This window comes from Thermococcus marinus (assembly GCF_055389025.1).
Genome location: NZ_AP042417.1, coordinates 1,138,842 through 1,161,433 on the forward strand (window position 1 = coordinate 1,138,842; position 22,592 = coordinate 1,161,433).

21 protein-coding genes are annotated in these 22,592 nt (G+C 54.2%); 14 read left to right on the forward strand and 7 right to left on the reverse strand.

Annotation, left to right across the window (positions count from 1 at the left end; genetic code table 11):
- Positions 1-38: 38 nt before the first annotated feature.
- From speB to ACZ5ER_RS06360, 3 genes are all read left to right on the forward strand, one after another.
- Complete coding sequence (gene speB, locus ACZ5ER_RS06350) at positions 39-896, forward strand: agmatinase (protein WP_050003093.1); 858 nt, start codon at positions 39-41, stop codon at positions 894-896.
- A gap of 175 nt (positions 897-1,071) precedes the next feature.
- A complete protein-coding gene (locus ACZ5ER_RS06355) occupies positions 1,072-1,566 on the forward strand; it encodes a CBS domain-containing protein (RefSeq protein WP_050003094.1) in 495 nt (164 codons plus the stop codon).
- The gene (locus tag ACZ5ER_RS06360) at positions 1,554-2,873 is read left to right on the forward strand and encodes a cation:proton antiporter (RefSeq protein ID WP_464934042.1); all 1,320 of its coding nucleotides are present in this window, start codon (positions 1,554-1,556) and stop codon (positions 2,871-2,873) included. The genes ACZ5ER_RS06355 and ACZ5ER_RS06360 overlap by 13 nt, the downstream gene beginning before the upstream one ends.
- A 16-nt stretch (positions 2,874-2,889) precedes the next feature.
- Here ACZ5ER_RS06360 and ACZ5ER_RS06365 read toward each other — a convergent pair whose 3' ends face one another.
- Positions 2,890-3,360 (reverse strand): hypothetical protein, encoded by a 471-nt coding sequence (locus ACZ5ER_RS06365; RefSeq protein ID WP_050003096.1) that lies wholly within the window; start codon positions 3,358-3,360, stop codon positions 2,890-2,892.
- Between the two features lie 74 nt (positions 3,361-3,434).
- On the opposite strand from ACZ5ER_RS06365, the gene ACZ5ER_RS06370 reads away from it, so the two are divergent.
- The 10 genes from ACZ5ER_RS06370 (at position 3,435) to ACZ5ER_RS06415 (ending at position 16,239) form a co-directional block, all read left to right on the forward strand.
- On the forward strand, positions 3,435-5,156 hold the full coding sequence (locus tag ACZ5ER_RS06370; RefSeq protein ID WP_464934043.1) for a chloride channel protein: 1,722 nt from the start codon (positions 3,435-3,437) through the stop codon (positions 5,154-5,156).
- A gap of 17 nt (positions 5,157-5,173) precedes the next feature.
- Complete coding sequence (locus ACZ5ER_RS06375) at positions 5,174-6,436, forward strand: TIGR00375 family protein (RefSeq protein WP_464934044.1); 1,263 nt, start codon at positions 5,174-5,176, stop codon at positions 6,434-6,436.
- A 31-nt stretch (positions 6,437-6,467) separates the two neighbouring features.
- Positions 6,468-7,421: a thiamine-phosphate kinase gene (locus ACZ5ER_RS06380; protein ID WP_464934045.1), complete on the forward strand. Its 954-nt coding sequence runs from the start codon at positions 6,468-6,470 to the stop codon at positions 7,419-7,421.
- Between the two features lie 17 nt (positions 7,422-7,438).
- Positions 7,439-8,317, forward strand: coding sequence for a lysylphosphatidylglycerol synthase transmembrane domain-containing protein (locus tag ACZ5ER_RS06385; protein ID WP_464934046.1), 879 nt, complete (start codon positions 7,439-7,441; stop codon positions 8,315-8,317).
- Positions 8,293-9,438 carry a glycosyltransferase family 4 protein gene (locus tag ACZ5ER_RS06390; RefSeq protein WP_464934047.1) on the forward strand — a complete coding sequence of 382 codons (1,146 nt, stop codon included), beginning with the start codon at positions 8,293-8,295 and terminating at the stop codon, positions 9,436-9,438. The genes ACZ5ER_RS06385 and ACZ5ER_RS06390 overlap by 25 nt, the downstream gene beginning before the upstream one ends.
- Entirely contained in the window at positions 9,431-10,153 is a 723-nt protein-coding gene (locus tag ACZ5ER_RS06395; protein ID WP_464934048.1) for a polysaccharide deacetylase family protein, read from the forward strand. The genes ACZ5ER_RS06390 and ACZ5ER_RS06395 overlap by 8 nt, the downstream gene beginning before the upstream one ends.
- Before the next feature lie 26 nt (positions 10,154-10,179).
- Positions 10,180-11,229: an AmmeMemoRadiSam system radical SAM enzyme gene (amrS, locus tag ACZ5ER_RS06400; RefSeq protein ID WP_050003103.1), complete on the forward strand. Its 1,050-nt coding sequence runs from the start codon at positions 10,180-10,182 to the stop codon at positions 11,227-11,229.
- A gap of 2 nt (positions 11,230-11,231) precedes the next feature.
- A complete protein-coding gene (locus ACZ5ER_RS06405; RefSeq protein WP_050003104.1) occupies positions 11,232-12,065 on the forward strand; it encodes a hypothetical protein in 834 nt (277 codons plus the stop codon).
- A 189-nt stretch (positions 12,066-12,254) separates the two neighbouring features.
- Positions 12,255-15,389: an S-layer protein gene (locus ACZ5ER_RS06410; RefSeq protein WP_464934049.1), complete on the forward strand. Its 3,135-nt coding sequence runs from the start codon at positions 12,255-12,257 to the stop codon at positions 15,387-15,389.
- 64 nt (positions 15,390-15,453) lie between these two features.
- Complete coding sequence (locus ACZ5ER_RS06415; protein WP_464934050.1) at positions 15,454-16,239, forward strand: hypothetical protein; 786 nt, start codon at positions 15,454-15,456, stop codon at positions 16,237-16,239.
- Here ACZ5ER_RS06415 and ACZ5ER_RS06420 read toward each other — a convergent pair.
- Positions 16,226-17,974, reverse strand: a complete 1,749-nt coding sequence (locus tag ACZ5ER_RS06420) for a radical SAM protein (protein WP_050003107.1) — start codon at positions 17,972-17,974, stop codon at positions 16,226-16,228. The two genes, ACZ5ER_RS06415 and ACZ5ER_RS06420, sit on opposite strands and share 14 nt — an antisense overlap.
- A 91-nt stretch (positions 17,975-18,065) precedes the next feature.
- On the opposite strand from ACZ5ER_RS06420, the gene ACZ5ER_RS06425 reads away from it, so the two are divergent.
- Positions 18,066-18,614 carry a ferritin-like domain-containing protein gene (locus ACZ5ER_RS06425; protein ID WP_227738677.1) on the forward strand — a complete coding sequence of 183 codons (549 nt, stop codon included), beginning with the start codon at positions 18,066-18,068 and terminating at the stop codon, positions 18,612-18,614.
- A 71-nt stretch (positions 18,615-18,685) separates the two neighbouring features.
- Here ACZ5ER_RS06425 and rsmA read toward each other — a convergent pair whose 3' ends face one another.
- From rsmA to ACZ5ER_RS06450, 5 genes are all read right to left on the reverse strand, one after another.
- Positions 18,686-19,507 (reverse strand): 16S rRNA (adenine(1518)-N(6)/adenine(1519)-N(6))-dimethyltransferase RsmA, encoded by an 822-nt coding sequence (rsmA, locus tag ACZ5ER_RS06430; protein ID WP_050003109.1) that lies wholly within the window; start codon positions 19,505-19,507, stop codon positions 18,686-18,688.
- Positions 19,504-20,127: a DUF655 domain-containing protein gene (locus tag ACZ5ER_RS06435; protein ID WP_464935130.1), complete on the reverse strand. Its 624-nt coding sequence runs from the start codon at positions 20,125-20,127 to the stop codon at positions 19,504-19,506. Before ACZ5ER_RS06435 ends, rsmA begins: the two co-directional genes overlap by 4 nt.
- A gap of 72 nt (positions 20,128-20,199) precedes the next feature.
- The gene (locus tag ACZ5ER_RS06440; protein ID WP_050003111.1) at positions 20,200-20,568 is read right to left on the reverse strand and encodes an RNA polymerase Rpb4 family protein; all 369 of its coding nucleotides are present in this window, start codon (positions 20,566-20,568) and stop codon (positions 20,200-20,202) included.
- 3 nt (positions 20,569-20,571) lie between these two features.
- Entirely contained in the window at positions 20,572-20,868 is a 297-nt protein-coding gene (locus ACZ5ER_RS06445) for a 50S ribosomal protein L21e (protein ID WP_050003112.1), read from the reverse strand.
- A gap of 185 nt (positions 20,869-21,053) precedes the next feature.
- Complete coding sequence (locus tag ACZ5ER_RS06450) at positions 21,054-22,550, reverse strand: hypothetical protein (RefSeq protein WP_464934051.1); 1,497 nt, start codon at positions 22,548-22,550, stop codon at positions 21,054-21,056.
- Positions 22,551-22,592 lie beyond the last annotated feature (42 nt).

Sequence of the window (22,592 nt, forward strand, 5' to 3'; positions counted from 1 at the left end):
TTTAAAACCCCGCTTCCTCTCTCGGGCTGGGTGGTGGTATGGAGTTCCTGTATACGCATGAGACCTTGAAGCTTGAGTTCCCGCTCGTCAGGCCGGAGGAAGCGAAATACGTTATCCTGGGCGTCCCCTTTGATGGGACAACCAGCTACAAGCCGGGCACGAGGTTCGGACCGACCCTGATAAGGCAGGCCACCCTGAACCTTGAGAGCTACATCCTCGACTACGACATCGACATAGCGGAACTGCCCATAGCGGACATAGGGGATATAGCAATCGTCGCCGGCGACCCAAGGAAAACGGCCGACAGGGTTCGGGAGACGATTGAAGAGCTCAGGCGCGTTAACCCCGATGCGATACCGATACTCCTCGGCGGCGAGCACTCCCAGACACTTGGGGCCGTCGAGGCCCTCAAACCGGCGAGCTACGTGGTCTTCGACGCCCACCTCGACCTGAGGGACAGCTACGAGGACAACCCCTACAACCACGCCTGCGTCGCGAGGAGGATAGCGGAACTCGGAATCAGAGAGGCCCTGTTCGGGATAAGGAGCGGCACGAAGGAGGAAGTTGAGTTCGCGAAGGAAAACGGCATTTCCTGGGTTCACGCGAGGGACTACGACTTCGACTCCTTCATAGAGCTCGTGAAGCCTCTCCCCGAGCCCGTCTACCTGTCCATTGACATTGACGCCTTCGACCTGTCGCTGGTTCCCTCTACCGGGACGCCCGAAGCGGGGGGCCTGCGCTTCTGGGACGTCATCGAGGCTGTGGAGTGGCTCGTGGAGAACAAGAAGGTGGTGGGCGTTGACATAATGGAGGTCGGCGGGACGGAGCTGGGGAACGTAACCGCCCTCACTGCGGCAAAGCTGTTGTTCTACATAATCGGAGCCCTCGCCCGTTAATCTCTACATTTTGTTCCCCTTTTGTTCTCTCGTTATAAAACGGAGTCTGCTTTCTCCAACGATTGTTTAGGGGTCAAATTAGCTAACCTGATGCTCCAAAAGCTCTCTCGGTGCACATTTTCCCCCACAAAGCCTTAAATATCCCCTCCTAAAATTTTTAAGGGGGTGATGGGGAATGGAGCTTGAGAACGCGCTTGAAGTGTTCCACTCTATGAAGATTGAGTCAATCATGCCGAAGCCTGAGACGCTGCCCGTAGTTGAGAAGGACGCTGAAATCATAAACGTGCTGAAGCTTCTCAGGACAAGACACCACGTGTGGGTTGTGGAGAGCAGGGAAACCATGAAGCTTGTAGGTGTAATCAGGCTCCTCGACGTTATAGATGTCCTCCTCCCGCCGGACGCGTACAAGTTCAAGCTCGGCATGACGAGAGGGACGCTGAAATCGCTCCTTGGTGGTGCAACGAAGGCCGAGGACGTTGCGGAAAGAAACCCCCTCACCATCGAGTGCGATGCAACGGTTCTTGATGCGCTCATGAAGATGAAGAAATACCGCGTGCAGGTGCTTGCGGTCGTTGATGGGGACAGGCTCGTGGGCGAGGTCAGCCTGAGGATACTCATAGACGAGCTGTTGAGACTGCTGAAGGTGGGTGGTGTAACATGGAGACAGTGACGTGGCTGTTGTTTACCCTTGGAATCTCCCTGATACTAGCCAAGATTGGAGACAGCCTCATAGAGCGCTTTGAGCTTCCAGGAGTCCTTGGAGAGCTCATAATGGGAATACTCCTGGGCAACCTTGTCTACTTCGGGATTGTGGCGCCGCAGTACCTTCCAATAGTGAGCGGGGAGGGCTTTACAACGGACGCGACCCAGGTTTCTGAGTTCCTTGCCAAGCTGGGCATAATATTCCTCCTGTTTCTGGGCGCTTTGGACACCGACGTTGAACAGCTCAAGAAAACGGGACTGACGGCAACGGTCTCAACGCTTCTCGGCGTTTTTGTCCCCCTGATAATGGGCTGGTTCGTCCTGATGGAGATGGGCTACCCGAGCAAGGAGGCCTTTGCGGGGGGTGTTCTTCTCACCGCCACGAGCATAGGCCTAACCGTCAGGGTCATGATGGACCTCGGCGTCCTCAAGAGCGAGGTTGGGGTCGCCTCCCTGAGCGCGAGCGTTATGGACGACTTCCTCGGAATAGCTCTAATCATATTCGCCGTCGGCACCGGGAGTCTGATAGACCTGTCCATCAAGATAGTTCTGTTCTTCATAATAACCGGCGTTATATGGTGGTACCTCGTTGACCACTACGTCAGGTTCGCCGAGAGGCTCCACGTCGAAAAGGGAGTCCTTGGAATGGTCATCGGCATGATGTTCCTATTCGCTGCCCTCGCCGAAGGGTGGTTTGCCGCCGCGATTGAAGGTGCCTTTATGATGGGTCTCGTGCTCTCGAAGCTCCCAGAGGGCAGGCGTCTCATGGACGACCTCCGTGCAATCGGCTACGGCCTGCTGGTACCGTTCTTCTTCGTCCACACCGGGGCGATGCTGAACCTCACCGTCTTCGAGAACGCTGACGCGCTGGTTCTTGCGGCGGTTCTCACAACGGTTGCCGTCGTTGGAAAAGTCCTTGGAAGGGGATTCGGTGCTTGGATAACGGCGTGGGGCCGCGGAAGGGAGTTCCTGTTCACCAAGGAGAACCTCTGGATGTCCCTCCAGATGGGCATAGGCTCAATTCCGAGGACTGAAGTTGCCCTCGTCAACCTGATGGTCGCCATACACGGCGGAGCGATTCCTCCCGAAGACGCTCCCAAGTTCATCGCCGCGACGCTGATATTCATAACGGTATCAGTGCTCATAACCCCGCCGCTCCTCAAGTGGGCGTTCAAGCACGAGATAGAGAAGGCGAGGTCTTCGAAGGCCTCAAGAAAGGTCGAGCGCATAATGGAGACCAAAGAGAAGATAAAGGAGCTCAAGGGCTCCCAGTGAATGCCCGGCGACGCCTTCAGCCGAAAAACGCTCCCATCATGTCCATCTGCTCTTCGCTCATTGACTTTATTTTGAACTCGGGCATCTTGTCTTTCAGCTCCTCGTACTCTTCCCCTGTTATCTCCTTGGCTTCGCCGTTCTCTACGAGGTAGAATATCCCGTAGTCCGGGTCGCGGTAGGCGACGAGGAACTTCTCCACCTCGATGTCGTCGAAGTTAACGAAGATGACGTTTCCACCTGTGTACGGCCTCTTGCACTTGAACGGGAAGCTTGAGGAGTTCAGCATGGCATCGCCAAGGGCCTGGTTGGCCTTCTCACCGTTTATCTCGGTCCAGAACCTCCTCCCCTCAAAGTCGCCCTCAACGACGATGAGAAACCTCTGGCCGTCGAGTTCGACGAGGGGGGCACCTTTCTCCTGGAGTATCTTGAAGAGCTCGCCAATAGTCTCCGCGTTTTTCAGGGAAGCAACGAATCCTTCAACTTTCATAGTTTCCACCGGTGATGGTTTGGGCGGAGGGTATAAAAGCTTAAGCTTTTTATTACCCGGACAAACTCAGTGTGATGACCCCGAAAGACGTCCAGTACCTCAGGAAGTGGGGCATCGTAATTGCGTTTTCAATCCTGGCCGGCCTAGTTGGTGGTTTAGGCGCGATAGCCCTGAGAGTTCTCGTGAGCTCTATTCACAGCGTCTTTTTTGGGTGGTTTCTTCCGAGGGCCTCCTACGAAGCTGGAGGCCTCAACCTTGGGTATCTGCTTCTCCCGATGCTCGGTGCGTTCATTGTGGCCTTCTTTGTAATCCGGTGTCCCGAAATCAAGGGGAACGGTATTCCTGAGGTCATAGAGGCGGTCATATTTAAGGGAGGCAACATCCCCGGGAAGTTCGCAGTCATGAAAACAATGGCCACCGCCATAACCATTGGTTCCGGCGGGAGCGTTGGGCGCGAGGGACCGATAGGGTTCATAGGTGCAGCTTTAACCTCAATTCTCGCGCGCTGGTTCAAGATGTCAAAGGAAATGAAAAAGCTCCTCGTAACGTGCGGCCTCGCCGCGGGCATAGCCGGCACATTCAACACACCACTCGCGGGGGCAATGTTCGCCCTTGAGGTCGTCTACATGGGGGCGTTTTCGATAAACCTCGTGCCCATTTTCATCGCGGCCGTTACCGGAAACGCCGTCACGCTGGCAATCCTGAACAGGGCGGTTGAGATAGACATTCCTGAGAATATAGGGCACACTCTCCCAGAGCTCCCCCTTTTCTTCCTCCTCGGTCTGGGTCTTGGCCTCCTCGCGGCGTTCTACGCGCGGTTCCTCTACCGTGTGAGCGACGGGTTCTCGAAGGCAAAGGTGCCCGAAATCGTAAAACCTGTAGTAGGGGGCTTTGGTGTCGGCGTTCTGGGGATGCTGTTTCCGGAGTATGGTATATTCGGCGTTGGCTACGAGGGCATGAAGATGGCGTTCTATGACGAGCTGGCCCTGGGCATGCTGATAGCACTCGGCCTTGTCAAAATGCTGGCAACTGCACTAACAGTGGGTTCCGGCCAGAGCGGCGGCGTCTTTGCACCCAGCCTTTACATAGGCACTATGTTCGGGGCGGCCTTCGGGAAGGCCGTGAGGCTTGTTCTTCCAGGCATTGGGCCGGATCCCGCGGTCTATGCTCTCGCCGGAATGGCGGCCTTCTTCAGCGGCATGACTCAGGCCCCCATCTCTCAGATATTAATGGTAACCGAACTGACGAGGAGCTATGCAGTCCTGCCCGCGGTGATGACCTCGGCAACGATAGGGTTCCTCACGGCCAGGTTTTTCCTCAAAGGGGAGTCCATCTACACCCTCAAGCTCCTCAGGAAGGGCTACCGTGTAAGGACAGGAAAGCCCGTCGTGCTGGAGACAATCTCCGTTGGAGAGATAATGACCCGCGAACCAGTTTACGTCACCGAAGACAATACGCTCTTTGACGTGGAGCACCTCATAGGTGAGACCGGTCACGACTGCTTCCCGGTTGTTAATGAAAACATGGAGGTCGTGGGCATAATCGGCGTGAAGGACCTCCTGAAAAAGCCTTCGAGCGTTAAGAGGTTGCCCGTAAGGAGGTTCATCCGCAGGCCATACGCTGTGACGTGCCCCACAGAGACAGCCGAAGAGGCCTTTGAGAAGCTAATGGCCTATGACCAGAACCTGCTACCCGTCACGGAAAGCAAAGAGAGCAGGAAGCTCGTCGGCGTCGTGACCAAAAGGGACATATACCGCGCCTACTACCGCGGTCTGGAGGGAATGTACATAGACTGAGAGACCGAGGTGATAAAATGCAGGTCGATGCCGACCTTCACATACACTCGCGCTACTCAAAAGCTGTTTCAAAGTCCATGACGATACCGAATCTGGCTGAAAATGCACGCTTCAAGGGGCTCGGAATAGTTGGGACGGGCGACATACTCAACCCGAAGTGGGAAGAGGAGCTTTTGAAATATACCAAAAAAGTTGATGACGGGACTTACGAAAGAAGCGGCGTCCGCTTCATTCTCACCGCCGAAGTTGAAGACAGCAGGCGCGTCCACCACCTCTTAATCTTCCCGAGCGTTGATGCCGTCCGCGAGATGAGGGAGATACTGAGGAAGCATTCGTCTGACATCGAGACGGAAGGGAGGCCCCATCTGGGTCTATCTGCTGCCGAGATAGCAGAGATAGCCAACGACCTTGGTGTCCTTATTGGCCCCGCGCACGCTTTTACGCCGTGGACTTCCCTATACAAAGAGTACGACAGCCTGAAAGATGCCTACGACGGGGCGGAAATCCAGTTCCTTGAGCTCGGCCTTTCTGCCGACAGCGAGATGGCGGACAGGATAAAGGCCCACCATCGGCTCACATACCTCAGCAACAGCGACGCCCACTCCCCAATGCCCCACCGCCTCGGGAGGGAGTTCAACCGTTTTGAGGTCAAAGAGCCCACCTTTGAGGAAATCAGAAAGGCGATTCTAAAGCGGGGCGGAAGGAAAATAGTTCTCAACGCCGGCCTTGATCCCAGGCTCGGAAAATACCACCGGACGGCCTGCTCCCGCTGTTACACGCAGTACTCCCTCGGCGAGGCTAAAGCCTTCAAATGGAAGTGCCCCAGGTGCGGCGGCAGGATAAAGAAAGGCGTCCGCGACAGGATCCTTGAGCTGGCCGACACCGGGGAGAGGCCGAAGGACAGGCCGCCGTACCTGCACCTCGCCCCCCTCGCGGAGATAATCTCGATGGTAATTGACAAGGGAGTCGAGACAAAGGCCGTCAGGCTAATCTGGGAGCGGTTCCTGAGGGAGTTCGGGAGCGAGATTAAGGTTCTTGTGGACGTCCCGGTGCAGGAGCTGGCTAAAATTCATGAAGACGTTGCCAGGGCCATCTGGGCCCACCGCAACGGCAAGCTAATCGTAATCCCCGGCGGTGGCGGAAAGTACGGGGAGATAAGGCTTCCAGAGGAGATAAGAAGCGCGAGAATTGACGAGCTTGAGAGCGTTGAGGTGTCCCTGCCCCCGGAAGAAAAGCCAAAGCAGAGGAGCATAACGGAGTTCGTGAGGGGTGCCCGATGAGGCCCGAAACGTTTGAAGGTGGTGAGCTCAAATGAGGGAGTCCGAGATAATAGACCTCTTCCTCAGGCATCTCAAAAGACAGGGCGACCTGCCCCTCGGCGATGACGCCGGGGCGCTCAGGTTTGGGGATAAGTGGCTCGTCGCCACCAACGACATGCTGGTGAGGAAGACCGATGTCCCCGACGTAATGACGCCTGAGCAGGCCGGTTTTAAGGCGGTCACGATGAACGTCAGCGACGTGGCGGCAATGGGGGCAGAACCGGTGGGATTTCTCTTCTCTCTCGGTGTCCCCACAGGGCTGGACGCCGAGTACTTGGAGGGGATAGCGAGGGGCATAGGCGAGGCCCTCAACTTCTACGGCATTCCCGTCCTGAGCGCCGACACGAACGAGGCGGACGACCTGATAATTGACGGGATAGCCCTTGGAGTCACAGAGCGCCTTCTTACCCGCTCGGGGGCGAGGCCGGGTGACCTGGTGTGCGTCACCGGCGATTTGGGAAGGGCACTCGCGGGCCTTCTTGTGTGGAAGCACGACATTGAAGTTTCCGAAAAAACGAAGAAAGCCCTCTACGATAAGTTCCTGGAGCCGAGGGCGAGGGTGAGGGAGGGAGTTTCTCTCTCCAAAGTCGCCAGCTCCGCAATAGATATCAGCGACGGCCTTGCGAAGGAGCTCCACCTTATCGCGAAAATGAGCGGGGTGGGAATAGAAATCAGGCCAGAGAGCATTCCTATCCGTGATGAGGTCGCGGAAGTCGCTGAAATCCTCGGCTTGAGCCCCCTGGAAATCGCCCTCGCCAGTGGTGAGGAGTTCGAGCTCGTGTTCACGGTTTCGCCAGAACTTGTTGATGCCATGGATTTCAAGTTCTCTGTCATAGGGCAGGTCATGGAGGGTAACGGCGTTTATCTAGCTTCAGACGAGGAGAGAAGACCCCTTCCTCGGCTCGGCTGGGAGCACCTGGGTGACCAGAAGATTTATAACAGATAGCAGATAGCAGTTTCCGTATGCTGGGTAGTATTAAAATCGAATTGCTTGCAGGAATACAGCAGGTAAGATGCGCAAGCCTGCGCTACTTTATCCTAGCCGTTGCCACGTATTACCTAAGCGTCCTGCTGTTTGCCCTGCGCTGGAAATACGTCCTCCGGGGAACGGGGGTTGACCTCCCCATTAACGACCTTTTTAAGGCGAACCTGGCGGGCCTCTTCGTGAACAACATAACCCCAATGAGCCGCGGAGGGGGCGAGTTCCTCAGAATGCTCTGGATTTCCAGGCTCAGGGGAGTGCCTCTCGGCATCTCTGCAATCACGATAATATATGAGAGAATCCTGGAGTCAATACCCGTTATGGTCATGGTCGCTGTGGGCTTCCTGTACTTCGCGACGTCGGAGTCCCTCGTTCTGGTGCCCCTCCTGGCCGGACTGCTGATTATCTGGCTCAAATGGGAGCGGTTCATTGAGCTGACGCTGAGGCTCTTTCGCGTTAATCTTTCAGATGAAGAGAAGGCCAGGTTAATCTCCCTGCGGAGTTGTGGCACCGCCAACCTGGTTGGAATCACTGCCAGCTCCCTCGTCTGGGTTCTCGACGTTGCCCGGCTGAAGCTACTTACCCTGGCGGTGGGCCTTGAGGTTTCAATCCCGGTCCTTGTCTTTGTGTCCGTTGTCAACCTCGTTCTCGGAATAGCCGCGTTCACCCCAGGTGGCGTCGGAATAGTCGAGGGCGGTTTAGTGGGAACCCTCACCTACGTCGGACTTCCGCCTGCCCTGGCGGTTTCGGTTGTGGTACTCGAAAGGTTTATCTCTTATGTTCTGAGCAGTCTGTCCGGACTGGCAGTACTTTTAACGTCCGGGGGAAGGGAAGTATGGAGAGCCTTAAAATCACGTTAGTGAGCGACTGGTACTTTCCAAAGCTGGGCGGTGTTGCCGTCCACATGCACGACCTCGCGTTTCACCTGAGGGCTTTGGGACACGAAGTTGCTATAATCACGAACGACCGTGAGACGGGCAAAGAGGCGGAGCTGAAGGAAGCGGGCATAGATTTAATCAGGGTCCCCGGCCGTGTCCTGGGGGGCGTAGGAATAAACGTGGGTGCCTTTGCCCGGGGTGCCCGTGAGCTGATTCCATATATAAGGGAATACGACGTTGTCCACGGTCACCACGCTTTTACGCCCCTCTCACTCAAGGCAGTCTCGGCTGGGAGACAGATAGGGAAGGCGACTCTGATCACGACCCACAGCATCAACTACGAGAACTCAAAGGCAATACGGGCCGTTGCTAGGCTCACGTTTCCCTATTTCAAGTACCACCTTCACAACCCGCACAGGATAATAGCCGTCAGCAGGGCCGCGAAGGAGTTTATAAAGCGCTTCACCAGCGTTCCCGCTGAGGTCATCCCGAACGGCATAAACGTGGACTTCTTTGACGTGCCGCTCTCAAGGGAAGAGGCCAAGGAACGGCTGGGCCTCGGCGAGAACGTTGTCCTATACGTCGGCAGGATTGAGCCCCGAAAGGGAGTCGGCACGCTCATAAGCGCGATGAAACACGTTGACGGGACGCTGTTGATAGTTGGCAAGGGGAGCAGGCTTTCCTTCCTGAGGGAGAGGGCCAGGCTCCTCGGCGTCGCGGAGAAAGTCCGATTCCTCGGCACTGTGGAGTACTCAAAGCTCCCCCTCTTTTACCGCGCCAGCGACGTCTTTGTCCTTCCGAGCCTGAGCGAGGCCTTCGGTATAGTCCTGCTTGAGGCAATGGCCAGCGGGACGCCCGTTATCGGGACGACGGTTGGGGGAATCCCGGAGATAGTAGACGGCTGCGGCCTGCTCGTCCCGCCGGGGGACGCAAGGAAGCTGGCCGAGGCCGTAAACCTCGTCCTGAACAACCAGAACGTTGAGAAGCGCCTGGCCCGTCTCGGAAAGCGGAGAGCTGAGGCGGTCTACGACTGGAGGGTCGTCGTGAGGAAGATAACTGCCCTCTACTACCAAGTCCTTGATGAGGTGGCGGAGAATGGCTAAGGTGGTGATGCTCACCTTTGATGTTGAGGAGGACTGCCCGCCATTTGCAGAGACAAGGAGGGGCATGGAAGAGGGGCTGCCAAAGGTCATGGACGTCCTTGAGGAGTTCAAAATCAGGGGAACGTTCCTCTTCACTGGCAGGATTGCCGAGGAGTTCCCGGAGCTGGCGGAGCGCGCAGGGAAAAAACATGAGCTCGGCTGTCACGGCCTTGAGCACGAGCGCTTTGACAGGCTGTCCCACGAAGAGGCGAGGCGCAGGCTGGCCGAGGCAAGGGAGATACTCTCCCGCTTCGGCGACGTCACCTCTTTCCGCGCCCCAAACTTCCAGTTCCCTGATAAGTACTACAGGATTCTCGCCGACCTAGGCTTCAAGGTCGATTCCAGCAAGGCCAGGCACAAGGGCTGGCGTGGGGGCGTCGCTGAAATAGACGGCGTCCTTGAAGTCCCCGCGACCACGACATCTATCGTAACGAGGCTCCCATGGAGGCTCCAAGAAAGGTTCCACCGCGGTTTCGAAAGCCCCATCGTTTACATATTCCACCCATGGGAGTTTGTGAGAATGCCAAGACGCTTAAGGCCAGACTGCTGGTTTGGCACGGGCGAGGGGGCACTTGAGAAGTTGAGGGCTCTCATCGAGTTCCACCTCGAGGGCAGCGCGAGGTTCATGACACTCCGCGAGTTCTATGGGAAATACCAAAAGCTTAAACGGGGATAGCCGGACTTTCTTCTATGGTGGTGGCTATGAGGGAGGCCCTTTACTGGGAGCCCCTGGAAGGGGGCAAAGTCCGCTGTAAGCTCTGCCCGCTCAACTGCATTATCAGTGAGGGAAAGAGGGGCTCCTGCAGGGTGAGGAAGAACATAGGTGGAAGGCTCTACACGCTCAACTACGGGAAGGTCTCGGCCATAGGCGCTGACCCGGTCGAAAAGAAGCCCCTCTTCCACTTCTGGCCTGGCTCCTGCGCGCTCTCGATAAGCTCAGTTGGGTGCAACATGCACTGCAGGCACTGCCAGAACTGGGAGATAAGCCAGGCAGACGAGAGCTTTCCGTACCTGCACGACATGACGCCGGAAATGGTTGTGGCGATTGCCAAGCGCTACGGCTGTGAGAGCATAGCATACACCTACAATGAGCCAGTAATCTGGTACGAGTTCGTCCTCGACACCGCAAAGCTCGCCCGGAGAGAGGGCATCTACAACCTCCTCATAACGAACGGCTACATCAACGAGGAGCCCTTCAGGGAGCTCGCGCCATACATAGACGCAATGAACATAGACATCAAGGCCTTCAGCGACGAGTTCTACATGAAGATAGCACGCGTTCCGGGTGGTGAGCCTAGCAGGAGGACAGCGGTAATAGCCAAGAAGGACTTTGGAATCCACGTCGAGCTTACCTACCTAATAATTCCAACGCTCAACGACAGCGAAGAGGAAATCCGGGCCTTTGCAAGGTGGGTGGTGGAGGAGCTCGGAGACGACACGCCCGTCCACTTCTCGCGCTTCTTCCCGCACTACCAGCTCACGCACCTGCCGCCGACGTCTCTTGAGACAATTGAGATGGCCTACCGCGTGGCCAGAGAAGAGGGCCTGAAGTTCGTCTACATCGGCAACGTGCCCGGACACCCAGGAGAGAACACCTACTGCCCGAGGTGTGGAAAGCCTTTAATAGTACGGTATGGCTTTGAGATTACCGAGTACAAGGTCACCGACGATGGAAGGTGTAAGTACTGCGGTGAGAAGATACCGGTAGTTGGCACGTATACAAAAAAGGATTATCCTGGAATGTGGTGGTGAAAATGGAAACGATTGAGGCTATTTTTTACATTGAAGGTCTCTCCAACGACAGGAAAGCTTTAGAAAGCGCTATGGCCCAGACTGTGGAGAGGCTTAAGTCCGAAAAGGAGGCGAAGGTTAAGGATATTCGCGTGGAGGACATCCTCGAAGACCCCGAAAACGAGCTGATGCGGTACTCTGGTATGATAGAGGCAAGAATAGAGGCGCCTTTTGACGTTATGGCTGACCTAGCAATCAGATACGCCCCTGCGGCAATAGAGGTTCTCACGACGTCAAAAGTCGAGCTTGAGGCAGAGAAGCTCACCAAAATTCTTGGTGGGGTCTCGTACCTTATGAGCCAGCTGATTGACCGCTTTGGGGCCCTGGCTGCGTATCCCCAGCTCGACGAGCTTGAAGAGCCAAAGATTGGGTACTCCAGGGAGGAAATTGAGTCAATGATTCTGGAGGACAGAATGGTGCTCTACCGCTTTGTCGTTGAGACGTTCAGTAAGGACGAGGAGACCCTCAAGAGGGACTTCTCAAAGGCCCTCGCCTATGAAGGGTGCAGGATTAACAAGTTCATCTATAAGGAGCAAGGTACCAGCGAGAAGACCGGTCTGAAGTATTTCCTTGTCGCGACAGAGCTAATATCCGATGTTGAAACGCTTTTCCAGCTGACTGCCAAGTACTCTCCGGTAGCAATTGAAGTCGTGGAGCCCGAGATTGTTGACATAACGCCTGCGGAGATCCAGGGCGTTCTCTCAGACTTGGCGGGGTTTTCATACGAGCTTGTGTCGAGGCCACTCAAGGCAAAGGTACTCGAGAAAGAGAACACTTCATTCCGGCTGATGAGATAATATCGGCAAAAGGCGAATTTGTCATAGGCATTTAGTTAAGCTTTCTTTTAATCTTTACGGCAATCGGCGAGCTTCTTTTAAGCTGTGAAAGGGTCTGAAAGCGAAAAGTATATATACCCCTGGGGGCCAGAATGGTATGACAACACTTTAGAGGGGTTAATCCCCACAAGTTTAAGGAGGTGTTGTGGCATGAAGGTGAAGAAGATCGCGGCACTTGCAGTTGGTGCCGCAATGGTTGGTGCCACCGTTGGCTTCGCCAGCGCTCAGCCGACCGTCCCGGAGATCCCGAAGGATTTCTTCGTTAAGAACGGAGAGCCGAACGTTAAAATCGTGGTCGGTAGCCAGGGTGCTGCTCTCGACGTTGCCAGCGCCGCTGACATAGCCGTCGCTATTGGTAGCATGCTCTACACTCAGGAGGAAGTCCAGGCTAAGGGTACTAGCGTCATCCTCAAGAAGGACATTTCAGGCGAGTGGGACATCCCAGACCTTCCGGTCTTTGGCGGTTCAACCGAGGACCCCACTGCCTATGCGGTTTTCGAGGAGGACGAGTTCACCAACCCCGAGGACAATGAGGATGCTTGGGCCAAGTGGTACGTTAAGAAGGAGGGAAGCGTTAACCTCGTTCCCAAGAACATTACCCTGACCTACAACTCCCCCGAGGGAGATGAGACCTTCGAGGTTCCGCTTGACGGAACCGCTGTCGAGGGACCGGACGGAAGGACGTACAAGGTAGTTGCCTACCACGACCTTCTCGGTGACAACCCGACCGTCATCCTCGATGTTGACGGTGAAACCTACGCCCTTAAGAAGGGTGAGACCCAGATCCTTAGCGTCAAGCCCGAGTATGAGGGCGCAGTTGTCCCCAAGGGCAACATAACTCTTCCAATCTACGCTGGGGACGCAGAGTCCGGCGACATCGTTAACATGATCATAAAGACAAACCCGAACCTCCACTTCGAGCCCGTTGACGACGATGAGAGCCCACTTACCCTTGCGGAGGGAGCTGTCCTGGTGGCTGACCTGACTAGGACTGAGGAGACTGGGCACTACTTCACGTTCAACGCAACTTCCGTTGATCCGTACGCTGACCTCGCAAACATAACCATAACCTGGGACACTGTGACGGTCAATGAAGTATACATCAACGGTCAGGGCGCTACTTTGAGCGGGAACTCTGTAGACCTCGTTAACGTCACAATAGGAGATGTTGTTGAGTTCTACACCGACAAGGGAATCTTCGACTTCAAGATTGTGGATATGAACGTAACCGGTGGCATCGACTACGTCCGTCTCAACTTCGGTGCGGGAACGTATGATAACACTTACACCACCGACTCGTTCGAGCCGTCCAAGTACCTTGACCTCAAGGAGGGCGAAGCTCAGGAGTACGTCAACATAGAGACTGTGATACCCGGAAACGTTACTCTCACAGTCGAGGATGTCGACCTCACCGAGCAGAACATCAGGCTTGAGGTGCAGTCTAACTACTACATCGGAAGGAAGAGCCTCAACAACTGGGGAAGAGAGTTCGTCATGCTCGAGCTTGAGCAGCAGCGCCTTGTTATCCCGATAGGCCCCGAGTCCGGTGACACGGTCACCATGGACCTCTACGTTAACTACGTTGGATCCAAGCCGAACAGCATAACCGTGCGCCTCGGAGACCTGGACACCCTCGGAGAGGGCGACTCCTTCCAGGTCGGAGACTTCAATGTGACCGTGGAGAAGATTGACCTCGAGCACAATGAGGTTACCCTCCACATAACCAGCATCGAGGGTAGCGATATCAAAGTCGACAAGACCATCACGGTCGACCTCAACGACGAGACACTCGCTGACCTCGAGTTTACCATGGACTCAATAGAGATTTCCGTTGACCTCGTCACCGAGGGTCTGACCTTCAGCGATGTCACTTACACCACCGAGACCGTCTACGAGGACGGCATGACCGACTTCGTCTACAGCGAGTGGGCTGACGGCGAGTGGGACCTCGGCATCGAGCCGGGTATTGTCAGCGGCTTCGTTGAGTGGACCATACCGGGCGACGACACTTACGATGAAACTGCAACTGTCAAGATAGACAAGATTGCCCTCAAGGACCTCAAGAAGGCAGTTGAGGACAACGTTCCGCCCAAGGACGCCACGATCGTCATTCCTGCGGGAGCAATCCACGTTACCGTTGACCTCGGTTACGGCGTTGAGACTGTCGAGAAGTACTCCAACAACCTGTGCGCCATCGCGGGATGTGACCCAGACGTCAAGGAGACCGAGATCAACATGAACAGCGACGATAAGGTTCCGGGAGCCTACGCAGGCCACGAGCTGTACCTCCCGTACTTCAACAAGACCGTTAGCATACTCGACATCGGTGACGATTACTTCACCTACGGTACTGACTACGGCACCGGCTGGTACAAGGTCGGTGACGAGAAGACCTTCGACGAGTACACCATCAAGGTTCAGGACATAAACATATATGAGAACAAGGTGCTCCTCCTGGTCAGCAGGGCCGGTGAGACCCCGGACCTTGAGACCGTCAAGGTTGGTGAGACGCTCAAGTACTACGGCCTCTACGTCACTGTTGACGACGCCTTCATAGGCTCCACCGAGGACGTCATAGCCAAGCTCAGCGTTAAGGTCGAGAAGGGCAAGGTCGTCAGCGGTGATGATGACTACTCCCTCGTTCCAGGATACATCACTTACCTCCACATCGCGACCGATGACAAGGGCAGGGACTATCTAGACAGCATCGAGTTTGTCAACGCTAAGGAGATAAGCGGAGACACCGTCGATGTCTTCAACACCTACGAGATTGACTACGTCTACGATGAAGAGAGCGCCATCTGTGTTGACAACGGAGAGAAGGTTCCGAAGTACTTCGTCAACGCATACGTTGCCATCGACCCGTACCCGTACTACGTCACCAAGGAGCTCAGCGTTGGCGATAAGATAGAGGGCTGGATCGTTGATGCCATAAACGCCGAGAAGTACACCAAGGTCACCCTAGCCGATGTCGTTGAGCCGATCACCGTCCTCGACACCGAGCTCATGGAGGCCGGCCTTGACAGCGTCGACAGCAACCTCATCCTCGTCGGTGGTCCGGTCGTCAACGCCGTTACCGCCGCCCTCGCCGACAAGCTCGAGGTTCCGACCGACTACGACGGTTGGAAGGAGCAGTTCGGCACCGGCGCTGAGAGCGGTGTCATCAAGTACGTCGCCGAGTGCGAGACCATCAACGGCCACGGTGTCGTCCTCGTCGCCGGTACCGACAGGGAGGGCACCGCTGCCGCTGCAAAGGCCCTCATGGAGTACCTTGCGGGCCTTTGATCCTTTCTCTTCTCTTTTGATTTGATTTAGCGTGTTTTTATCGAGTTTCTGGGGGGTAATAGAATTGAATAAAAAGTTCATTGTTGCTTTAGTGCTAATGGCTATAATCCTTGCTCCCACCGCATATGTGTTCTATGGCTATTCAAAATACGAAGAACAGATAACACCAAAGCAAAATTCAGTGTCGTATCAATTTGTTGTCATAAAGCCCCCTAGTACAAACTACATAGTTATCTCAGCGGAAACATACCTTAACCTTACAAAAAACGGAAACCTGTCACTTCCCCTGAATTCCAAGGCATATGCAATAACAGTAATCCCAGGAATAACAGGCAACCTTGGGGTTGACATGAACCTTACATTCAGATCTAAATACGAACGGTTTACAATAGTGCTGGGGAGCCCTGACGTCAAGGTTTGCTCATCGAACCCAAAAATGTTCATCGGAAGTTGCTCAGACAGGACAGCGGCAGTTGTCGAGATAACCGCCATGATTTCCAACATATTCAAGGGTCATTACTATCAAGAGGCGCTAGCAAAGGGCATGGATACTCAAGAAGCACAAAATTACGCTCACGACCAAGTTACCAGGAGATACGGCACAAACTATCTATCGTTCTTTACTAAGTCACAGATTGGACTCGGCAACATAGGAAATAAACAGCACTTGGCGGTTATCCTGAGGGGTCCAGCAGAGGGAGCGGAAGAAAACCGGATAATAATACCTCGGCTAGGACTAGTAGTACTGGAAGGAAAAACAGATGATGCTCTAAGGGCAGAAGTTGCACTTATAGAACACATCATAGGATTCAAGTGGCCCACAGAGAACCAGACCTCTACTTCAGGGTGATCAAGTCCCACATGGCCTTTTTCTTTTCCTCTCCCATGACCTTGAAAAACTCTTCTTTGCTCGCAAATGGCCTTTTGGCCATTATCTTTACCGCCGTTTTCTTCCCAATTCCTGGAATGAGCTGGAGAACCCTCGGGCTCTCGCGGTTCACGTTTATTGGGACGGGAATCCCCGTTATGCTCCTGAAGCCGTGGTCGACTATGAGGACGTCGTAGAACCTGTTAAGGGGAATCTCCTTCGGGATTCCAACGATGAGGGGGTAACTCCCTATCTGCCTTCCGTAAGTCAGCCCGTTGTCAAATACCTCTGCCCTGACGTCTTTCAGGACTGTCCCAACTGGAACGACTCTCTTGAGCATGGGCAGGTCAATCTCGTGCCTTATCTTGTGGCGGTAGTGCTGGATTAGCCGCTTGTGCTTCTCCGTCTTTACCTTGTCTCTCATGTGCCACAGTGGCGTTCCCGGAAAGACGACGACCTGTCTGATGTTTATCCTCCTTACCATGAGACCATCGTCGAGGAGCCGCTTGAGGAACTGGAAGGTTATCTCATAGCTCTTCTTTGTCTCGCCCGGCAGGCCGAAAATTATGTTTATCCCCGGCAGGAGCCAGGGCATTCCGTTGTAGCCTCTCCTCGCACCGATCTCGTTGAGGATTTTGACGGCCTCATAGGTCTCCTCAGCGGTGGCGTTCAGGTTGTTGAGCTTCGCGACCTTCGGGTCGGCGCTCTCAAGACCGAAAGCAACAACGTTTCCTGGAGTCCCGTACTTTATGAGCGCCTTGGCAATCCTGATGCTCTCCTCTGGGTAGTTCGCTATCACCGCGGGGTTGGCGTTGTCCACGTGGAGGGTCTTAACATCGGGCGCAACGGAGCGGATTCCGGCAAAGAGCTTCTCTATTGCCTCTGGATTCGGGATTGGCACACGGCCGTTAGGCTTTGCCATGTATGAGAATATACAGCTCTGCCTCCCAACGCGGAAGTGCCTAACACCGAGGTCGTAGAGGGCCTTGACCTCGGCAACTACATCCTCCACCGGCCTGTCCTCGACGGTTCTGTAGCGCACCGGCTCGGTGCAGAAGGAGCAGCCCCCTATGCCCATGGCCTTTGGACAGCCCCTCTGGGTCTCGATTTCAACGATAACGAAGTCGGGGTAATCCGGAAACTGCCTTACAACTTCCGTACCAATAATTGCATAATCACGTAATTCTGCATAGTTTCTGAAGCGGAAGGGGTCGGGGTCCTTGGGATTGCTCAGGTAGTCAAAGAGGAAGGCCTCAAGGTCGCCGTAAACAACGTAATCAAAAACGCTCTCCGCGAGCTGGAGCTCCCTGCTCGTGATTTTAACGCCACCCATAGATGCGGAGCCCATGAAGGCCGGCCCGCCGAGGATTTTCGTGGCATTGACGTCCCTCAAGAAGCGGGCGACCTCTTCAACACTTCCCGGGACTGCGGAGAGGTATTTGCCGGGAGTGTGCAGTCCTCCGATGTAAACAACCAGGTCGGCCTTCGCCAGAATATCCCGAACTTTCGGAAAGTTGGGCGTCTTGTTTTTGGTCTCCACTCCCCTCTCACCAAGGAAAGTTGCCCTCAGGTCGTCTATCGTGAGGTAGAAGACCTGAGCGTCTTTCCTCGCCTTTTTTATCGCTCCGTATGCGTAGCGGGGATATATGCCCAGGTATGGTGGCACTCCAAGGCCCGCGGGTTCGTCTGTGTAGCCGTCTATGATGGCGACTATCATGGTTGGGAAGTCCGTTTTGGCTTTTAAAAACCAATCGCATGTCAAAAGGTATAAAATGCTGGAGACACTAAATTACCTGTGGTGGCCAGCAGTGGAGCGCTTTAAAACCGAGGAAGAAAAATCAGAGTTCAGGCGGATTCTTGAAGCAATATCGAAGCTCGGCATCAAGGAGCTTCTCGCATACTGGATGAATCAGGAGATGGAGGAAGCCGAGATGTACTACAAGCTCTCCGCAATGAGCAAAGACGTCAACTGGGACGAGCGGATTTCAAAGCTTTTCATGGAGATGTATAGGGAATCTATGGAACACGCTGAGACACTGTTGAAGCTGTATCGTGAAATATATCCTGATGAAGAAGTACCCAAAGTAGACCTTCCCTCCCTCGAAGTTGAGCTGTCAGAGGAGCAGTTAAAGGATTTGGTTTATCACGGAAAGCTCAGGGAAATCCTCAAACACCTGATGGACACGGAGAAGATTGCACGCGACGTTTATCTATATCTCGCGGAGCACACCTCTGATGAAAAAGCGAAAGAAACTTTCCTCTGGCTGGCGGACATTGAAAACGGACATTATGAAAAGCTGAAGAGGCTCTACGTGGAGCTCTTTGGTGAACCCCCTGAAGAGAACGGCAAAGGATAAAAGAAAAGCTTACATTTTTCTTTTGAAAGCCTTGCCGTTCACGGCAGGGAGAAGTCAGGTTCCGCAGGTTTTCACGGGAGTACACTGTTGGCCTTCAGATAGGCCTCTATCTCCTTAACTTCTTCGGGAGAGAGCTGGAAAACCCGTTTTTCGGCGTATGGAACTGATGAAATCACGTCCTTTATGTTTTTGAATTCTGTCTTCGTTAGCCCCAGCATGTGGTGGGACTTCTTCAGCGCCGCCACAACCGTGCTCCTCCGGTGCTGGAAGAGTGCCTTAACGAGGTCTTTATTCAGCTCTATGCGCTCGTCCCGCGGTTTTGGCTTGATTACGACGACAGCTGAATCAACCTTTGGCCTCGGCCAGAATGCACCTCTGCCTATTCTCTCGACGACCTCAACGTTTGCCTTCGCCTGAACCATCAGCGAGAGGCGGGAATAGTTTTTGTCCCCGGGTTCTGCCACCATTCTCTCCGCGAACTCGAGCTGGTAAATCAAAACCGCCCTCTCGAAGTCGTGCCTTAGGAGCTTGAATGTAACCGGAGAGGAAATCTGGTATGGGAGGTTGGAGACCATCTTGTCAAACGACGGCCACTCAACCCTCACGGCGTCCCCCTCGATGAGCTCAACGTTTGGCCACGCATATTCATTCCTGAGAATTTCAATTATCCTTCTGTCCTTCTCGATGGCGTAGACTTTTCCCGCCCTTTTGGCGAGCTCCTTCGTGAGAACGCCCAGTCCCGGCCCGATTTCAAGAACAGTATCCTTCTCGCTAAGCTCCGCTCTCTCAACGTTTCTCTCGATTATATCGGGCACGATTAGAAAGTTCTGACCGAGGTCGCGGTTTGGCCTGAGGTTGTATTTGTAAATAAGGGAGAAAAGTTCGTCCCTCATCCCATAAAAATCCTCCTGTGGCCGACGAAGAGCTTGTATCTGTCTTTATCCTGGAGCTCCTCAACGATTCTCTTGGCTATCATCTTGACCGGGTCTGGCAGCCCCTTGACGCGCTTCTTCAGGTCTTCGAAACTCTTAAACGGTTCTTTCTGCCTCTCCTCTATAATCTCCCACATGTGCTTCTTCCCGATGCCCGGCAGGAGCTCAAGGCTGTGGAGCCTGTTGGTTATCGGTGGGGCAACGTTGAAGAACTGGACGAAGCGCTCCTCGTTGTTCTTCACTATCTCCTCGACGACGTACGGAAGCTCGGCCTTCGCGGTGTCCGTAAGGTCGTTGTAGGCTATCTTCTTGTTGATGAGGAGGATTTTATCGCGGTGCCCCTTCCCTATGAAGACTCTCTCGTAGAGCATGAGGTCTTCCTTGGGCGTGACCTCAAGGAGGGTAAAGGCCTTCTCACCGATTACCTGGGCGACAGGCTTACCCGTCCGCCTGCCCGTTGTGAGATCAACGTAATAACCTTCCGGAAGGTAGTCCAGCACGTAAGCGTACTCCTCATATTCGAGGTTCCTCTTCTTTTTTTCAATACTTTCGCGGTAAGAATGCCTCCGGTACCTATCCATCATCTCTCCCCCAGAACTTATTTTGGCCTGAAGTTTTTATACTTTCCTCTACGTCAAAGAAAAAGGAGAAAATCAGTCAAGGGGCCGGTACTCGTCAACGAGCTTTATTATCTCCTCGGCCTCCTCGGGCGAGGGCATGTACTCCTCCTTCGCAAAGATAACCCTGATGTCGAGGTAGTCGTTGGGGAGGATGTCCACTATCTTGGCGGCGAGCCTCTCGTCGATCCAGTCGAAGAGCCCCATGAGCTTCTCCTTGAGCTCCTTCGCCTTCTCGGGACTGAGCTTGGCGAACTTCTCCGCGTGCTCAAGGCTAACCCTGGCCTCGTAAAACATGGGCTCTTCGGGGTTCTCAGCCATGCCCTCCTCCTTTCTGCGCTCGAGGAGCTCCTTCGTCTCAGCTATGGTGAGGTAGTGCTCCTCGAGCTTTTTGCGGCCGATCATTCTTCATCCCTTCTGGGGCCTGAGGTGGACGGGGTGTATGAAGAACGTCTTAACCTTGCCGCCGTCCCTAATCTGGACGACGTAGGCATCGCCGCGCTTGCCGACGACGGTTCCGGTCCTTCCGTGGAACCTCGGGTCGGGCATGCCCTTGTGGTAGCTCGGCTCTATGACGATGTGAACCCTCTGCCCGACCTCAAACTCCTGGAGGAACCTAGTGAGCGGGGGAAGGCCCCTCTTTCTCGGCTTCTTGCTGAGCTTGCCCCTGGTCTTCCTCCTAAAGCTGTGCGCCTTCTGAACCATTTCCACCACCTCTCAACTTTTATGGGCCCGAACGGGCAAATCCAGGTTTACAGCACGGAATTTTTTCAAGGGGGAAACGCTTTTCGCTCCGTTTAGACTTAGGACTAACCCCCTGGGAATCACTAAAACCTACAAGGGCCCCTTTATAAATCTTTCACTCCAAAGTGCAAAAGCAAAAAGAAAAGCTACCTGCGTCTCAGCAACAGTACCGGGAGCGAGAGTATCAACAATATTCCGAGTCCGCAGATGCCTTCACTGGGTTTGTCTTCCAGGGCAATCACCGCAACTGGAGCTTCCTTGGTTTCCTCTACCTTAACTGGCGACTCTACGATTTTTATACTAATACTGGTGGAAACAACCTCTGGTCCGGGTACGAGTTCAAAGTCTGCGGGGGCAGCTTTGACCTTAACGTCTATCGGTCTGAGATTGGGCCCGATGGGCTCTGCGTCAAAATGCGATACTATTCCGAGGCCCTGGAATTTCAAGAATGTTCCTGAGGATATATCCTTTCTCCAGAGGGCTATAAAGTCATCATCTTCTGTGCTTATCCCTAAAGACTCTATTAGCCCGTCAAAGTCATCTTTAGAGGACACCATTGCAAATATCTCAACCACGTTCCCTTTTTTGTCGGTTTTAATCACGGCGTAAGTTGTATTGAACCCGCCATCACACTCCAGTTTAAAGGACTCCGTGATGGGGAGCTGAAAAATGATATGGCCTTCGGAGGCCGTTAGTATCGGGGCAGGCTCGGTTGAAAATGAGCTGGAGCTCACTGCCGTTGCGTTTTCGCCTGTTTCTGTGCAGATTCTCTCAGGAATTAGCGTGTAGCTCTTGGCCCATAGCGTTTTATTTCCGAGTATTGCCCCCATTACCGTTCCGTTCGAGGAGCCGCCCAGGAGATAAACCGTCTCCCCAAAAGACCGTGCCGACTTTATGAAAAACTTCCTGAGGGAACTTTTAATCTGCCAGTTTTCAAGCGGCTGGCCGTCCTTGTTGAGCCGTATATAATACCAATCCTCCATGGTGTGGACTATCAGGTAGTAGCCACTGCCGGTTTTTCCGACCGCCGTGCTGTAGAGCTCTCTCAGGTGGGACACCCTGTATTCCCGAGCCCAGAGAATTTCCCCGTCCGCATTCAGGGCCAGAACCAGTGGAACAGAGACCTGCCTTCCCTCGATGAAGCTGTCCACATGGGTGGCGATGAGTATTTCGTCTCTCTCAATTGCCACCGAGTCTATAAACGGGATCCAGCCCTGGCCTACATCGAGAAGGTAGTCTTTAGACCAGAGAACTTTTCCCTTTTTGTCCAGTTTAATCACCCATATGTCGGTGTGGTTTCCCCTGTTACTCTGGCCGACGAGGACTATTGAGCCGTTGGCGGCCGCCTTGAGTACTCTGGGAGATGGGTAAAGCGGGGCACCCTTTACGTTCTCCCCCCACTTGAGGGAGCCGTTTGGATAGAAACTGCCAATCCATGCCCCCGGAACCACAGGGGTTCCGTTAGCGGTCATGTTAAACGGGACGACCACTACGAAACCTCCATTCCCATCACTTCCAACCCCTGCTACCACCTCAGGGTAGGTTACCATTCCCTCTGGTGGAGTCACTATTACCGCCGAACCCGCCACAAGCCCAGCAAACAGCAATATCGCAAGCGTTGGGGGAAAAGCTCTCCTGAGCATCTAACCACCGATTCAACTTCGAAAGAGGAAATATAAATGGAT

Bases quoted from the DNA above. Each gene is read 5' to 3' on its own strand.
- ACZ5ER_RS06405 (WP_050003104.1), top strand. From the start codon at position 11,232: ATGGAAACGATTGAGGCTATTTTTTACATTGAAGGTCTCTCCAACGAC.
- ACZ5ER_RS06355 (WP_050003094.1), top strand. From the start codon at position 1,072: ATGGAGCTTGAGAACGCGCTTGAAGTGTTCCACTCTATGAAGATTGAG.
- ACZ5ER_RS06445 (WP_050003112.1), bottom strand. From the start codon at position 20,868: ATGGTTCAGAAGGCGCACAGCTTTAGGAGGAAGACCAGGGGCAAGCTC.
- ACZ5ER_RS06420 (WP_050003107.1), bottom strand. From the start codon at position 17,974: ATGATAGTCGCCATCATAGACGGCTACACAGACGAACCCGCGGGCCTT.
- ACZ5ER_RS06385 (WP_464934046.1), top strand. From the start codon at position 7,439: ATGCTGGGTAGTATTAAAATCGAATTGCTTGCAGGAATACAGCAGGTA.
- speB (WP_050003093.1), top strand. From the start codon at position 39: ATGGAGTTCCTGTATACGCATGAGACCTTGAAGCTTGAGTTCCCGCTC.
- ACZ5ER_RS06450 (WP_464934051.1), bottom strand. From the start codon at position 22,550: ATGCTCAGGAGAGCTTTTCCCCCAACGCTTGCGATATTGCTGTTTGCT.
- ACZ5ER_RS06370 (WP_464934043.1), top strand. From the start codon at position 3,435: ATGACCCCGAAAGACGTCCAGTACCTCAGGAAGTGGGGCATCGTAATT.
- ACZ5ER_RS06395 (WP_464934048.1), top strand. From the start codon at position 9,431: ATGGCTAAGGTGGTGATGCTCACCTTTGATGTTGAGGAGGACTGCCCG.
- ACZ5ER_RS06390 (WP_464934047.1), top strand. From the start codon at position 8,293: ATGGAGAGCCTTAAAATCACGTTAGTGAGCGACTGGTACTTTCCAAAG.
- ACZ5ER_RS06360 (WP_464934042.1), top strand. From the start codon at position 1,554: ATGGAGACAGTGACGTGGCTGTTGTTTACCCTTGGAATCTCCCTGATA.
- ACZ5ER_RS06440 (WP_050003111.1), bottom strand. From the start codon at position 20,568: ATGATCGGCCGCAAAAAGCTCGAGGAGCACTACCTCACCATAGCTGAG.
- ACZ5ER_RS06375 (WP_464934044.1), top strand. From the start codon at position 5,174: ATGCAGGTCGATGCCGACCTTCACATACACTCGCGCTACTCAAAAGCT.
- ACZ5ER_RS06365 (WP_050003096.1), bottom strand. From the start codon at position 3,360: ATGAAAGTTGAAGGATTCGTTGCTTCCCTGAAAAACGCGGAGACTATT.
- amrS (WP_050003103.1), top strand. From the start codon at position 10,180: ATGAGGGAGGCCCTTTACTGGGAGCCCCTGGAAGGGGGCAAAGTCCGC.
- ACZ5ER_RS06410 (WP_464934049.1), top strand. From the start codon at position 12,255: ATGAAGGTGAAGAAGATCGCGGCACTTGCAGTTGGTGCCGCAATGGTT.
- rsmA (WP_050003109.1), bottom strand. From the start codon at position 19,507: ATGAGGGACGAACTTTTCTCCCTTATTTACAAATACAACCTCAGGCCA.
- ACZ5ER_RS06435 (WP_464935130.1), bottom strand. From the start codon at position 20,127: ATGGATAGGTACCGGAGGCATTCTTACCGCGAAAGTATTGAAAAAAAG.
- ACZ5ER_RS06380 (WP_464934045.1), top strand. From the start codon at position 6,468: ATGAGGGAGTCCGAGATAATAGACCTCTTCCTCAGGCATCTCAAAAGA.